The 14953-nt window shown below is 43.7% G+C and carries 12 protein-coding genes; 3 read left to right on the forward strand and 9 right to left on the reverse strand.

Going from position 1 to position 14953, the window contains the following annotated elements:
* Nucleotides 1-4 precede the first annotated feature (4 nt).
* The 4 genes from NSQ38_RS20550 to NSQ38_RS20565 are packed head-to-tail and all read right to left on the reverse strand — an operon-like array spanning nt 5 to nt 2992.
* Nucleotides 5-631: an ABC transporter permease gene (locus NSQ38_RS20550; protein ID WP_339783852.1), complete on the reverse strand. Its 627-nt coding sequence runs from the start codon at nt 629-631 to the stop codon at nt 5-7.
* Nucleotides 628-1428, reverse strand: a complete 801-nt coding sequence (locus tag NSQ38_RS20555) for an ABC transporter ATP-binding protein (protein WP_339783853.1) — start codon at nt 1426-1428, stop codon at nt 628-630. Before NSQ38_RS20555 ends, NSQ38_RS20550 begins: the two co-directional genes overlap by 4 nt.
* Complete coding sequence (locus tag NSQ38_RS20560; RefSeq protein ID WP_339783854.1) at nt 1412-2326, reverse strand: glycine betaine ABC transporter substrate-binding protein; 915 nt, start codon at nt 2324-2326, stop codon at nt 1412-1414. Before NSQ38_RS20560 ends, NSQ38_RS20555 begins: the two co-directional genes overlap by 17 nt.
* Nucleotides 2327-2335: 9 nt before the next feature.
* The gene (locus NSQ38_RS20565; RefSeq protein WP_339783855.1) at nt 2336-2992 is read right to left on the reverse strand and encodes an ABC transporter permease; all 657 of its coding nucleotides are present in this window, start codon (nt 2990-2992) and stop codon (nt 2336-2338) included.
* Nucleotides 2993-3123: 131 nt separating this feature from the next.
* Here NSQ38_RS20565 and NSQ38_RS20570 point away from each other — a divergent pair, with 131 nt between their 5' ends.
* Entirely contained in the window at nt 3124-3474 is a 351-nt protein-coding gene (locus tag NSQ38_RS20570) for a helix-turn-helix domain-containing protein (RefSeq protein ID WP_338586759.1), read from the forward strand.
* 50 nt (nt 3475-3524) lie between these two features.
* Here the strand turns inward: NSQ38_RS20570 and NSQ38_RS20575 are convergent, their stop codons facing one another.
* The 3 genes from NSQ38_RS20575 to NSQ38_RS20585 all read right to left on the reverse strand — a co-directional run bounded on the left by NSQ38_RS20575 (nt 3525) and on the right by NSQ38_RS20585 (nt 9386).
* Nucleotides 3525-4055 (reverse strand): VOC family protein, encoded by a 531-nt coding sequence (locus NSQ38_RS20575; protein ID WP_339783856.1) that lies wholly within the window; start codon nt 4053-4055, stop codon nt 3525-3527.
* An 85-nt stretch (nt 4056-4140) separates the two neighbouring features.
* A complete protein-coding gene (locus tag NSQ38_RS20580; RefSeq protein WP_339783857.1) occupies nt 4141-5103 on the reverse strand; it encodes a WYL domain-containing protein in 963 nt (320 codons plus the stop codon).
* Between the two features lie 227 nt (nt 5104-5330).
* Nucleotides 5331-9386, reverse strand: a complete 4056-nt coding sequence (locus NSQ38_RS20585) for an S-layer homology domain-containing protein (RefSeq protein WP_339783858.1) — start codon at nt 9384-9386, stop codon at nt 5331-5333.
* Between the two features lie 296 nt (nt 9387-9682).
* Between NSQ38_RS20585 and NSQ38_RS20590 the strand changes: the two genes are divergently transcribed.
* Nucleotides 9683-10807, forward strand: a complete 1125-nt coding sequence (locus NSQ38_RS20590; RefSeq protein WP_339783859.1) for a GerAB/ArcD/ProY family transporter — start codon at nt 9683-9685, stop codon at nt 10805-10807.
* Nucleotides 10808-10966: 159 nt separating this feature from the next.
* On the opposite strand, the gene NSQ38_RS20595 is transcribed toward NSQ38_RS20590, so the two are convergent.
* Nucleotides 10967-12235 carry a cytosine deaminase gene (locus NSQ38_RS20595; RefSeq protein ID WP_339783860.1) on the reverse strand — a complete coding sequence of 423 codons (1269 nt, stop codon included), beginning with the start codon at nt 12233-12235 and terminating at the stop codon, nt 10967-10969.
* Nucleotides 12204-13481 carry a cytosine permease gene (gene codB, locus NSQ38_RS20600; protein WP_339783861.1) on the reverse strand — a complete coding sequence of 426 codons (1278 nt, stop codon included), beginning with the start codon at nt 13479-13481 and terminating at the stop codon, nt 12204-12206. Before codB ends, NSQ38_RS20595 begins: the two co-directional genes overlap by 32 nt.
* Before the next feature lie 498 nt (nt 13482-13979).
* On the opposite strand from codB, the gene NSQ38_RS20605 reads away from it, so the two are divergent.
* Nucleotides 13980-14933: an ABC transporter substrate-binding protein gene (locus NSQ38_RS20605; RefSeq protein ID WP_339309470.1), complete on the forward strand. Its 954-nt coding sequence runs from the start codon at nt 13980-13982 to the stop codon at nt 14931-14933.
* Nucleotides 14934-14953 lie beyond the last annotated feature (20 nt).

Genomic DNA, 14953 nt, shown 5'->3' on the forward strand with positions numbered 1-14953 from the left:
CAATTTATCTCCCCGCTCCGATATAGATTCGTTTTTCCAACTGAATGAATAATGCATTTGTCGCTAGGGCAAGTCCTGCGGACAGGATGCTTCCCCATAGAATTTTATCGATATTCATGGTGCGTAAACCATCATATAAGATCGTCCCTAACCCGCCTGCGTTGATAAATGCAGCAATAGTCGCCATACCAATCGTAGATACGGAGGCAAGTCGCAGTCCTGTAAAAAGGGTTTGAATTGCCAAGGGTGCCCGAATCTGAATCAATATTTGCAAACGACTCATGCCCAGCCCGGTAGCCGCCTCAATGATAGGTTCGTCCACATGATTCAAACCGGCGATAAAATGGCGCAGAAGAATGTATTGATTATATAGAATCAGCACGATGATTGCCGTCGTTGTACCCAACCCCGTCACAGGAATCATAATGGTGAACAAAGCCAGGCTGGGGATGGAATACAGAATGGAAAAAACATAAATGAAAACGCGTGACACCCAGTCCGAAGTCAGTACTACGATGGTAAGAATCACGGCAATAATAATGGAGATCACCATGGTAATGACCAGGATCTCCATATGCTCTAACAGGGCTTTTCCCCACTTATCTGGATGTTTGATGGCATAGTCGATCATTCTAAGTCCTCCCAGAAACGCTCTTGCTCCCTTGAAGATTGAATAAGCGACGCTACAAATTCATCGGCAGGATGATTAACGATTTCTTTTGGCGTATCAAACTGGCACACTTTTCCTTGATTCATGATAATGACCCGGTTACCCAACTTGAACGCTTCATTAATGTCATGTGTGACGAACAGGAATGTTTTATTCGACCCTCCATGAATTTTCAATAATTCATCCTGTAAATGGAGACGGGTAATCGCGTCCAAGGCTCCAAAAGGTTCGTCCAGAAGCATGATCGCAGGATTGGTCGCCAGAGCCCGGGCGAGTCCAATTCGCTGTTGTTGTCCTCCAGATAATTGGGAAGGATAGCGATGTTCATACGTCCTAGGGTCCAGTCCCACCAGATGCAATAGTTCGGAGACCCTCTGCTCAGTTTTCTCTTTATCCCATTTCAATAGACGAGGTACGGTAGCAATATTTTTCGCGATAGTCATATGCGGGAACAATCCAACCTGCTGGATGACGTAACCAATCTTTCTTCTTAACATCACGGGATCTATAACCGCAATATCTTCTCCAAACAGCTGAATGTTTCCCTGAGAAGGTTCATACAAGCGGTTTACCATTTTCAAAAGTGTTGTTTTTCCAGATCCAGAGGAGCCTAGTATCGTAATAAACTCCCCTTCATCAATAGACAAATTCACATGATTCACTGCGTATTCATTGGAGTTTGAATAGGTTTTGCACACATGATGAAATTTGATGGCTGGTGGCCCCATATTACCATTACGTTTATTGGATGGATTCATAAAAGGCTTTTGCAACGTCTTCATATTCTTCTTGATCACCATCCACTTTGGCATTAAGTGCTGTGATCGTGTCTGTGTCCAGTGCCGAACTGATCTTGTTGAGAACTTCCGCGATATCTGAATGTGCAGACAGCACTTCATCACGGATGACAGGAGCCAAGTTGTAAGGGGGCCATACTTGTTTGTCATCTTCCAATAGGATGTACTGATCTTTATTTACGAGTTGTCCTTCCGTCGTATATGCAGGTGCAACATCTGCCTCGTTATTTTTAAGCACTTCATATTTCAGACTATTGTCATACACTTTGGAGGACTTCCAGTTTAGCTTGCCATATACTTTTTCCAATGCCGGAATACCATCTGCACGCTGATCCACTTCGCCTTGGGAGGCAAATCGAAGCTCGGTTGCATGCTTTTGCAAATCAGTAATCGTCTTGATCCCCAATTTTTCCGAGGCTTCTGCACGAATGACGAGCCCTGCTCCATCATTAGCTTTGGAATAGTCGAGCCAGGTTAAGTTGAATTGTTTTTTATATTCTTCCTTCACTGTGGCATATACTTCATCCGGATCTGTCAACAAGTCCAGCTTCAGGATGGCTAACAAACCGGTGCCTGTGTATTCGGGGTACATATCGATATCTTGATTTACAATGGAAGAATGGATCACAGAACCCGCAATGTTAGGTACACGCTCTACTTGGTAACCAGCATCCTCCAACGCCAAAGCGTAAAGTTCCCCCACAATCAGATTTTCAGTGAAATCTTTGGTGCCGATTCGAATCGATGTTTCTTTATTTTCCGAAGCCTGATTTTTTTGCTCACTACAGGCACTTAATACGAGTGATAATGCGATGATAAGTGAAGTTATGATATAGATTTTTTTCTTTTTGTTTTTCATGTCATGTTCCTACCTTTGCAAAAATTGATATCGAAATAAAATTCGTTCAGATAGATCAAGCAAAACTCCAATAAAGATGGCTAATATCGCTACGGATCCCCCGCCAATTAGAAGCAAATCGATTCGATTGAGTCCGAGACCGGTAAAAATGAGCTCACCGAATCCCCCAGCTCCGATCTTGGCTGCCAAGGTGGCACTGGCGATAATTTCAATGGAAGCTGTTTTGATGCCTGTCAGAATGAGTGGTGCAGCAAGAGGGAACTTGATCTTCCACATCATTTGACGATCTGACATGCCCGCCCCTTGAGCAGATTCAAGAATGGATAGAGGAATATGGTTCAAACCGGAAATGGTATTCATCAGTATGGGAGGTACCCCCAATAAGATTAAAGCAATCAACGCTGGCTTCGTGCCAGTGCCCAACAACGGGATTAATAGAAGTAACACAGCCAGGCTAGGTACAATCCGCAAAATCTGAATGAGCGATACAATCCACTTTTCCAAACGTTTGTATGTGATGGTCAGATATCCCAGCGTTATTCCGATCCATGCAGAACAAAGCAATGCCAGTAAACTGACCTGTATATGCTCTCGTCCCAGAGCGAAGAAAGCACGCCAATGTTCTGAAAAATAGGTTGCCAGTTGCATCCACAAGCTTTCTTGCAATATGTTCCCTCCTTTCATTTAAGTTGCTTTTTCCTCGACAGCTTTATAATATAAGCATTATAATCGTTTTGAAAGTAGGCACCTTTTTATTAGATAGGAACCAAAAAGTAACTATTGGAGGATTAGCTTAAATGTTTACCAAAAAAGAGTTGCCCGAATGCCCTGTAGCAACAACAGTTGGTTTAATAGGTAACAAGTGGAAATTGCTTATCATGAGAGATCTTCTGAAAGGAACCCAACGGTTCGGTGAGCTTCGCAAAAGTATTCCGGAAATCAGCCAAAAGGTATTAACCGAAAATTTGCGTTCCATGGAAGGAGACGGTATTGTCATTCGCACCGTATATGCGGAGGTACCGCCCAGAGTCGAATACAGCTTGAGTGATTTAGGTAATACGCTGAGACCCATCATTAGTGTGATGGAAACATGGGGAATGGATTATAAGAAGCTGAATGAAGATACTACGACCCATACAGCTGAATAGGATACGGACAGTAGAAAAAGAGCGCACCCATGTTTAGGATGCGCTCTAAATTAGCTGTTCATGGAGAAATCGCTTTTGGCCCACTCCGCAACCCTTCGACTACTTTCTTCTTCCGATAAATCTTCAATCCGAGTCAGAATAGACCAACGTACACCAAAAGGGTCTAGTATACTTCCGAATCGATCACCAGATGCAAAGTTAATAATCTCTTCTCTTACTTTCGCCCCTCTGGATACGGCGGTTGCAATGGTTTCATCCACATTAATGACATAAATCCCTAAAGAATAATATGCATGATCTTGATCTGGGGGCAAAGCCAATTGATATGCCGGGTTCGCTGCCCCCAGCTGTAAAAACCCATTTCCAAAATCCAATTCGGCATGAACGATCATTGTGTTACCCTTTCCATCCGGATGCTCAGTGATATCCTTCACCCTTGCATTGAAAACAACTTTATAGAAATGGATTGCTTTAGAAGGGTCCTTCACTGTTATAAATGGAGTAATCGATGTAACGCCGTTAGGTGTGCCCTTCTTTGTATATTTTCCGGATACTGCCTTGTGTTTTGTCTGTTCACTCATATGTATACTCCGCCTTCCTTCTCAGTAATCCGAGATTGTCATCATTATAAAACAACTTCACTGACATCTACTGTCAGTGAAGTTGTTAAAGTTGATAATATTCCATTAACTCGGATACAACAGCAACAAGTCTGTCCTTCACACGCTGTGGTTCGATGACTTGAATGGATTTCCCATAGGATAGGAGAAAATAGGGGACGTATGTATCAATTGATTTTTCATCAAATAAAAAAATGGCTTGATTGGGAGTCCGCTCTTCCAGATAATGTCCCATAAACCAATGCAGCCCCAAGTCATCCAATGCCTCTGATCGGCCTTCGATAACCAAGGAAATTAACCCCTCTTTGCTCCCTACATCAGGTAACAAATTTTGCAGAAAAAATTCACGAGCTGAAAAAGATTCCGAACGCTTAAAGCGAATCGGAGTAAGCTTGATTCGCAGAATACGATCTGCCCGAAAGCTGCGGAATTCATTTCTCAAGTGGCAAAACGCAATGGTATACCATTTATTATTCCAGTAAACCATTCCATACGGGTCTATTACTCTTTTTTTGGGTTGTTCATCACGGCTTCTGCGATAATTAATTTCAACAGAGCAATCATTAGCCACGGCTTGCTCCAATTCCGCCAAGATCGGCTGAACGGATGGGTCTCCCATACGATTAATAACGTTAAACCCGGCTAAATGACGACGAAGTGTGTTTTCCTGCTCCTGATTTGAATACATTTTCAATTTGGATGTTGCATTGTCCAATGCCTCACTCAAAGGGTATCCAGCTTCTTTTGCAAACACAGCAGATTGGAGAAGTGCCTTTTTTTCTTCCATATCAAATAACAGAGGTGCTTTGATATGCTGATTCAGCAAGCTATACCCGCCGTTGTGACCTGTATCGGAAATGATCGGTACTCCACTGGCACATAATGCATCAATATATCGATATACGGTTCTTATATTGATTTCTAACTTTTCGGACATTTGTTTTGCAGTTACTTTGGTGCCTGAATTCAGCATCCATAGAATGGCTAACATATTATCGTTCTTTGGCATAACCTACATCCTTTGAAAAATATTATTAAATAAATCCTCTATCATTAATTAACTATACATTATCAAGCAAGCATAACTAAAGACAATGGGATCAGTATACCATTGATTAAAGGAAAATTTGATGTTACATTGTACAGTTTCAATGAGAAAACCAAGTTATATTGCATACAAAAGAAACCACAGGAAATCTTTCTCTCTGCGGTTTCTTTTGTATTATTTCCTCTAAGTTATTCTACCTTATCCAAAAGCCCGAGTATAAGTGTAATCGCCTCCGCCCGAGTAGCTGTCTGCATCGGTGCAAAACGATTGCCGCCTACACCGCCTACCAGTCCTGCCTCTACAGCAGAAGCTACATATGAAACTGCCCATGCCGGAACATCCTTGGCATCTTTAAAGTTTAGTTTTGCATTAGAATCAGTAGGGATTCCTCCTGCACGTACGATCATGGTGACCATCTCTGATCGGTTTAGTGTTTTATCTGGCCCGAAAGAACCATTGGCGTAACCATTGACAATGCCCAGGGATGCAGCTGCTGCAATGTACGGTTTGGACCAAGCAGGAATTTTGTTTTCATCCGTATATTGAACATTGTTGCTTACGTTATTCAGATTTAATGCACGACCTAGCATTGTGATGAATTCGGCACGTGTGACTTTCTGATTCGGACGGAATGTATCATCGCCATAACCATTCACGAATCCAGCTGCAAGCGCTCGATCAATGGCAGATTTCGCCCAGTGCCCAGCCGTATCTTTCATTGGTGGTGTGTTTTCACTATTATTATTATTGTTGTTTGATCCTGCCCCTGTCTCATTGCCGGGATTGCTTCCGTTGCCAGTACTGTTGTCAGGACGGTTCTCGGTTACTGTATCTCCAGCGTTTCCTGAGGAGTTATTCCCGCTGCTGGACCCGTTACCTGAGCCGGGATTTGATGGTCCCGGATTGGATGTACCCGGATCTGGAATCGTAGTCTCTGTTTTCTTCACAATACCAAACTGATCAATGATGAACGGAGTGGCCCCATTCACATTCTGATCAATTTCATACGTAATCGCCGTCAGTTTGCTATCATCTATCGTAATTCCCACAAAATTTTGGACCTGACTACGTTTGGGACGGCGGTTATCACTTGGGTCCGGGCCATATTGTGCCGCATGATTTTCTTCTGCACGCTCAAAAAGACTGTAGTAGGCCTCTCCCAGACTCGTGCTTTGATTTTTGTAATATACTTTTGGACCTGCTGTTGCCGGAATCAGATAGATTGTGCCATCGGGATTCACAGAGTACTCCATCTTCTGTCCATTTTGCATTTCCGTGACTATTTCTGGTTGACGTGCGCTCCCCTTCTGGTCAATCGGTTTGGTGCGTGCATAGATATGGTCATGCCCCTGAAGAACAAAATCAATGTCAAGTTCCGCCATGATCGGAGCAATCTTGGAGCGTACTCCATTCACTCCCATAATGTCAGAGTCTGTTGCATGGTTCGATGTTGTGTAAGGGCCTTTGTGAATGTTGACGATGACCCATTTTGCTCCCTTTTTCTTGGCGGCCTGAACATCATCCTTCAGCCACTTGACTTGCTCTAACGAAAAATTGTCATACTCCGTTGAATCCTCATTGGAATTCAATACAACAAAATGTGCATTGCTATAGTCATAAGAATAATAAGCTCCTGTTTCTGTTGCCGAATTCACCGGAGGCTGTACATTAAAATGATCAATAAAAGCATAGTTTTCGTCCTCATGATTCCCGGAGGATGGGACAATGGTTGTATTCAACAGGCTTTCCTGTGAATGTCCGAGCAGCCAGTTCCATTGTTCTTCTTTGACACCTTTATCAACAATATCACCGTTATGCACAACGAACTGTGCATCCGGTACTGTAGTCAGCGCTTTGGCCAACGTCTCGGAAGACAGAATAGCCTCATCTTCTTCTTTCGCTTGCGTATCCGCCAGATCAATGAAAGTGAATTTGCCTTTTACTGGTGCTGTACGGAACGTACCTGTTGCACTCCATACTTGCTTGGTAGCATCGCCTACACGGAAGAAATAGGTCGTATTTGCTTTCAGATCTGTCGCTTCTGCTTTGTGCATCCGCTCGGTTGGAGCATTGGCAGGCTGAGCAGAACGTCCTTCAAATAATTTGGCTTGTGCGAAGTCAGGTGCTGATGATGTTTTCTCCACGACTTGAAGGTCGCTTTGTACTAGTTTATCTGACGTATACCATGTGAACCCTTTGCTCTTGGTCGGATCTCCATGGAACGTTACCGTTATTTTGTTGATCTGTTCTGGAACAGGAACCGTATTCGTTTCTTTGAGAATTCCGAATTGATCTACAATGAACGGCTCTCCGTTATTGGTATGTTGGTCAACCTCATACGTTACAGCAGTAAGTTTGTCACCATCGATTGTGAATGAAACAAAATTCTGAACCTGGCCTCTGGCTGCGCTTGTAGTATCACCATACTGCCTTGCATGATTCTCTTCAGCACGCTCGAACAAGCTGAAATACGCTTCACCTAATTCTGGCTTTTGGTTCTTAAAATATACTTTTGCCCCTGCAGTAGCTGGAATCATATAGATTGTTCCATCTGGTTTTACTGCGTATTCGATACTCTGTCCGTTCAGAGTCTCCGTAATTTTGGACACATCTTCAGCTGTGCCATCACTTTTTATTGGCTTTGTCCGAGCATAGATATGGTCATGTCCTTGAAGAACCAAATCGATACCCAGTTCATTCATCAACGGAGCAATTTTATTACGTACACCGTTTGCACCAATAATATCGCTGTCTGTGGCGTGGTTGGATGTCGTATACGGCCCTTTATGGATGTTCACAATGATCCACTCTGCTCCGGCAGCTTTTGCCTCTTCCACATCCTGCTTCATCCATGCCACTTGCTCGTTGGAGAAGTTGGCGTACTCCGAGGAATTTTCGTTGGAGTTCAGTACGATAAAATGAGCTTTGCTGTAATCATAAGAATAGTAAGTACCTGTTATTGTTCCAGCATTGTCTGGATGCTTCAGGTTAAAGTGCTCGTAGAACGCATAATTCTTGTTCTCATGATTGCCCGCGGATGGTGCAATAGTCGTATTCATCAGACTGGATTGGGAGTGACCAAGCAACCAGTTCCATTCCTGCTCTGACGTTCCATTTTCTACAACATCACCATTATGAACAACAAACGCAGCATCTGGAACCTGGGTTAACGCTTTAGAAAGTGTAGAGCCAGATAGAATAGCCTCATCCTCTTCCTTAGCTTGGGTATCCGTCAGGTCAATAAACGTAAAGGCTCCGTTCGTGGGAGCTGTTTTGAATGTGCCAACCTCACTCCATATGCCCAGATCTTGGTCGCCAACGCGAAAATAATAGGAGGTATCCGGAATAAGATCTGTTGCTTCCGCCTTATGCACCATCTCTCCCGGAGAGTTGGAAGCCACGGATGAGCGTCCGTTGAAGCTTTGCGCTTGACTGAAGTCAGAAGCGGATCCCTGGTTCGGCAACACTTGAACAGTGCTTTGTGTGGATGCAAGAGGTGTATACCAAGTGAAGCCTTTACTCGTGGTAGCATCACCATAGAAGGTAACGGTTACTTTACTGATATCCAGTGATGGCGCTTCCGCCAATGCTTTAAGCTCCATGTCAAAATACAAATCTGAGCTGCTGTCGCTTTGTTGATGAACTTCAACCGCAATTTCGTTGTTGCCATCGTGCAGATAGGTTTTCAACGGCTCAGTCAGATCAATGTCCTCATACATTACAGGCAAATCTTGACTTGAAGTTGCTTTGGTTGAATACTGAATCTCGCCCTCAGGCATACCAAAGCGACGTATTTCCACACCGTTTACATAGATAACTGCCCCATCATCAATTCCGAACGTGCCGAGAATTTGTCCATAACCATTAATTTCATCCTTATTAACGGTTAGGTTTGTTCTTAAATAGGTCGTCCGGTGTTTTAACTTTTTGTCGTCACCATAACTCACTTCCGTTTTGAGAGGCCCGAAATAAGAAGTGCTTATACCGTTACCGTTGTCCTTGTAGCCAAACGGGGCGGGTCCGATTTCCCATGATGAATCATCATATGAAGTACGCCATTGCGATTCCAGATTCTGACCCTGATCGAAGTATCTCCAATTGGCGTTGCGTTCTAACAGAATGTCAGGCTCAGATAACGATGCGGCTTGAGCTGAATTGACTCCCCCAATACCCGCGAACCATCCGAATATCAAAGAAAGCGATAACAGGATAGGTAACATCTTTTTGTAGAAGTGACTGATCATAATTCTCTCCCTTGTCTGTTTGATAGATTGGCTTATGTAATTCCAAACAGAACTAGCATAACAAGAGGAGATCAAGGGTCCATTACTTGAATGTAAAACTTATGTAAAAAATTACATCTAATATAATTCATATAAGTTCTAGCTGTTACAATTGGAGAGACATACTCCATTGACTCGTTCAGAACTAGAATATGTTTTTAAAGAGTAATAATCTTAACTCATCGAAATGAATGATTACATAAAATAACTTCTTTGGGTAACACTACAAACAAATTCTCCGGTTTGGAGTGAAGCCTGTGACGAAATCCGCATCAACAATCAGTACCTCTGAAGTTATTATTGTGGTTATTAACTCCATTCTTGGTGCAGGAATACTAACGCTTCCTCGTACGATTAGCAAGGCGGTAGAAACACCCGATGTATGGATCTCCGTCATCCTGGCTGGTTTGATCGTAACCATAGTCAGCCTGCTTCTTGTCACTTTATGTCGTAGATTTCCCGGTAAAACGGTGTTCGAATTTATTCCTGAAATCACAGGAAAATGGATTTCTTATCTAATTGGACTTTTAATTATCGTATATTTTGTTGTTCTATGTTCATTCGAAGTCAGAGTCATGGCTGAAATTACAAGTATGTACATTCTTGAGCGTACCCCTAGTTGGGTTACCATTATGGTCAGTTTGTGGATTGGTATTTACATGCTAACAGGTGGTCTTAAGGTCATCATTCGTGTCTTTTCAATCGTTCTGCCCGTTACGCTGGTGTTGCTCGGGCTTGTTTTCCTTTTGAGTACTAAAATGTTTGATATCACTAATCTCAGACCCATTCTGGGTGAGGGGATTATGCCTGTATTGAGGGGACTCAAGCCATCATGTCTCTCCTACTCCGGATATGAAGTTTTGCTCATCGTCACAGCTTACATGAAAGACGTGAAGGCGAGTAATAAAACTGCCATTTTCAGCATACTTATTTGCACGGTGATATACATGGTCACGATTGTCACAGTTGTGGGAAATTTATCTTTGTCGGGTGTTGAGACGCGGATGTGGCCAACATTCGATATGGTTCGAAGTTTTGAGATTGAGGGATTTCTTTTTGAACGTTATGAATCACTGTTCATCGTGTTTTGGCTGATGCAAATCTTTGCAACCTATGCTTTTAAACACTATTTTGCATCCATTGGTATTCGAGATTTGTTTCGTCTCAAAAAAATTACCGGAATACAATTTGCGATGTTACCAGTGCTGTATTTGATTGCTTACTTGCCTAAAAACCTGGAGGAAACGTTAGCTTTGGGTGATTTTCTCGGCAATATGTCCATTTTTTTATTTGGCTTGTTACCACTGCTACTGCTGATCCTTAGTTTTGTTCGTAAAAAAGGCGGGAAGCAGGCTTCTAGTGAAGCACTTAAGGTAGATTGAATGTTGGATTGGTGCTCAGAGCACCTTTCTATTCTGGCTCCAGTAACATAATGCATTGCGTAATTAGTACAAAAAACAAAAAAAGCCGCTACAATAGCGACTTTCAATGGAAGTATTCGTTACATCATTTACATCCAGACAGCAACAGACCGATATCTATTATTTATTAAAAGTAACCTTTTCTGTTCCGCCTTCAAAAATGATGGATGTGTCTCGCGGCTTCGATTCCGCAACTTTACGGCCGCCTCTGTAAGAATAAAGTACGCCGGCTTGTTTGCGAACAGCCTCATATTCGTTCTCTGCTTCAAGTACGATGAAGTTAGCAGGTTTACCTTCTTCAATACCGTATACATCCTCAATGTGTAACGTTCTTGCGCTGTTTTTTGTAATGAGGTCGATTGAATTTACGATCTGGTCGTAACCAAGCAACTGCGAAGCATGAATCCCCATGTGCAGTACTTGCAGCATGTTGCCTGTACCGAGCGGATACCATGGATCGAAGATGTCATCGTGACCAAAGCACACATTCAGACCTGCTTCCTGCAACTCTTTGACACGCGTCAGCCCTCTTCTCTTCGGATACGTGTCGAAGCGTCCTTGCAGGTGAATGTTAACCAACGGATTGGAGACAAAGTTCAGATCTGCCATCTTCAGCAAACGGAACAACTTGTACGTATAAGCGTCATTATATGACCCCATCGCGGTTGTATGACTTGCCGTTGTACGTGAACCCAGTCCACGTTCATAAGCTTCCTTGGCAACAACTTCAACAAAACGGGATTGCTCGTCATCAATTTCATCGCAATGGATATCGATAAGACGATCGTATTTTTCAGCCAGATCAAACGCAACTTTCATTGAATCAACGCCATATTCCCGTGTGAATTCGAAGTGTGGAATGCCGCCGACCACGTCAACGCCCATTTTCAGTGACTCTTCCAGCAATTCTGCCCCGTTTGGATAAGAGTGAATGCCTTCCTGTGGAAAAGCAACAAGCTGGATGTCCATATATGGAGCCATTTCTTCTTTTACTTCAAGCATCGCTTTAACGGCAATTAAGCTTGGATCAGTAACGTCCACATGAGTCCGCACATGCTGGATACCCTGTGCCAATTGCCATTTCAGTGCCGTTTTGGACCGTGTTTTGACATCTTCATGTGTCAAGAAAGCCTTGCGCTCTGACCAGCGTTGGATGCCTTCAAACAGCGTTCCGCTTAGATTCCATTCCGGCTCACCTGCTGTGAGCGTTGTATCGAGATGAATATGCGGCTCAATGAACGGTGGCAGCACAAGCGATCCGTTGACATCCAGGATCTCTTCATTCTCGGTCACTTCCAGCGATTGTGTAATTTGTTCAAACTTTCCGTCTTTCACAACAATATTCCATAGTCCTTCTTTACCCCGCAATTTTGCGTTCTGTATAATCATTTATTTTCCCCATTTCTTTGGATTCTTTCGCAGGAACAATCAGCATCAAGACGATATAGGCCACTGCTGTACCAAGCAGTGCGTTCAATGGTGTTACGCCAGGAGCCAGTTGGGCGAATGCAACGCCGATGGCCCAAGCGACCATCGCTACCCAGTTTACATTTTTGAATGACATGTCGGCAAATGGCTTATAGTTTCTACGTTTTACAATGAAGTAATCTGCGATAATAATAGCACCGATGGATGGTACCGCCGCGCCCAGTACGTTCAGGAAACTGACGAAGTTGTTGTACATCCACATGGCGAATACGGTACCCACAATGCCGTTTACGATGACGAAAAATTTCTTTGAGATTTTGGTGATGTTCGCAAAACCAAGACCCGAAGCGTACAGTGCATTATCGTTGGTCGTCCAGATATTAAGCCCCAGAACGATGATTGCCGGGATGATCAATCCTTGCAGGAACATGACCTCCGAGATATCAGCCAGGTTATAGGCCATCGCACCAACTGCACCGAACAGAAACATGAGTGAGTTACCCAGGAAGAATGCAATCACTGTTGCGGTAACTGCCTGTTTCGATGTTCGGGAAAACCGGGCAAAATCGGGTGTCAGCGTTCCGCCGCTTATGAATGATCCAATACAGATCGTCAATGCCGCCGCCGCGGTAAGCGACTGAGTCGGCGTGTAATCAAGCAACCCTTGCAGACCACCCAGCGAACCCGCACCTTCGAACATGGAGTAACCACCGAGAATGGCAATCGCAGGAACCGCGATATATCCGAGAATGACGAGTGACTTCATACCGAAGATGGCTGATGCTGTCATGGCAAGTCCGAACACGATAATCAACAGGTACACGTTCCAGTCCATGGCTTTGGCGACCGGAATCGCGAACATGGCTACGCCTACTCCGAACCATCCGACCTGTGTGAAGCCTAGCAGGAACGAAGGTAGATACGACCCTTTTGCACCGAACGCATATTTAGCGAGCAAATGTGTGGACAGCCCCGTTTTGGCAGCGATATGTGCCAGTGCCCCTGTGTAGATACCGAGCACCAGATTGCCTGCAAGTACGATGCCAATAAACTCCATGAACGTCAAGCTGACGCCCAATGTGCCTCCTGCCAGCATGCTTGCAGAGAAGAAAGTGAAACCGAGCATGACCGATAATGTCTTCCAAAAGTGGTTTCTTTGCGCTTTCGGCACAGCTTGCCATGAAAACTCTTGATCTTGTTTGCTCATCAGAATACCCCCAACATAAAGTGTATCTGATACCAAAAAAAGCAGAAAAAAGAGGCTACTCGTCAAGTTATATACACTGACAAGTAGCCTCTTTTTGCATCATAACCCGCGCGAAGACACAGAGCATCCCATGACGGAATAAGCCCTGATTCTCGCGTGATTATGAAATCCGCTGCCCTTGCCAGCCTCTCTGGACTGAATTAAAGGTACCAGTATTCAATTACATACTATTATTTTGGAAAAACGTGCAGTTGTCAATGTCATTATTATCCAACGATTATTAATTCCTTATACAGCAAGCTGTTTTTGATCACGCATACTCCGATGACAGCGCCCTGCGAATTAAAAATAATGTAACGAACAAATAGATGCACGCATTGACATTTGTACAAATAAATTCACTGCGTTTTTTTCATTGTAAGCCCCGGAAATGGCACCTATAATTACATGTAATTGATAATGGTTATCAATAAGAAAAAGAGAACTCAGGGGGAATCAATGATGAACAGTGCAATTAAGAAACACCTATTGATATGGGGAGCATGCTTTCTTCTTCTATCCGTCCTTGCAGCATGCAGCCGTTCGGAAAGCGCCCCTTCACAAGAACCTGTGAAGACCAACGAGCAAACGACAAAAAGCTATACAACCCAAACAGACGAAGTGATTGAAATACCCACTCATCCGCAACGGGTGATCTATCTTGGTTCAACACTTGGAGATCTCCTGGCCATGGATATTCCCGTCGTTGGAGCCAATCTGATTCATGCTTCCGAAAGCTATATTGTAGACCGATTAGAAGGTATTGAGGATGTCGGAAATCCTGGTGATTTGGAGGCAATAACAGCCTTGCAGCCTGACTTGATTTTAAATGGTTATAACCAAGATGCTGACCGAAACACCGCTTTTTCGAAGATTGCGCCTACCATTCCGTTCAACTCGGCATTACCATTTACGGAACGCGTACGCGAACTTGGCAACATTTTTGGCAAACAGGATGAGGCAGAGCAATGGATCAGCAGATTTGATACAAAAGCGGAAGCGATGTGGGACAAGCTGAATGTGGCAGAGGGCGAAACAGCGACCATCTTCTTGCAGTTGGGTAAACAGCTCTATGTGATGGGTAATCGTTCCTTGGGTGTAGTCTTGTATCAAGAGCACGGATTTGCAATTCCACCAGCAATTCAGCAAAACATTATCGACAAGGAGCTAACATTCGTCGAACTTTCGGAAGAACTAATGCCGGACTATGCTGGAGATCATCTCTTTGTCCTAACGCTGGATAATGACGAAAGTCGAGCTGAATCTGATCGGTTGTTACAGAGCACACTATGGAAAACATTGCCGGCCGTTCAGCAAGGACATGTCTACACAGCATCAGCCGATTGGAATACCGACAACCTGCTGGCACTGGAGCAATTGCTTGATGAACTACCGAAATGGATGAATCAATAATATCGCATAGATGATAACTT

The sequence above is a fragment of the Paenibacillus sp. FSL R7-0313 genome (assembly GCF_037969885.1).
Classification (GTDB): Bacteria; Bacillota; Bacilli; order Paenibacillales; family Paenibacillaceae; genus Paenibacillus.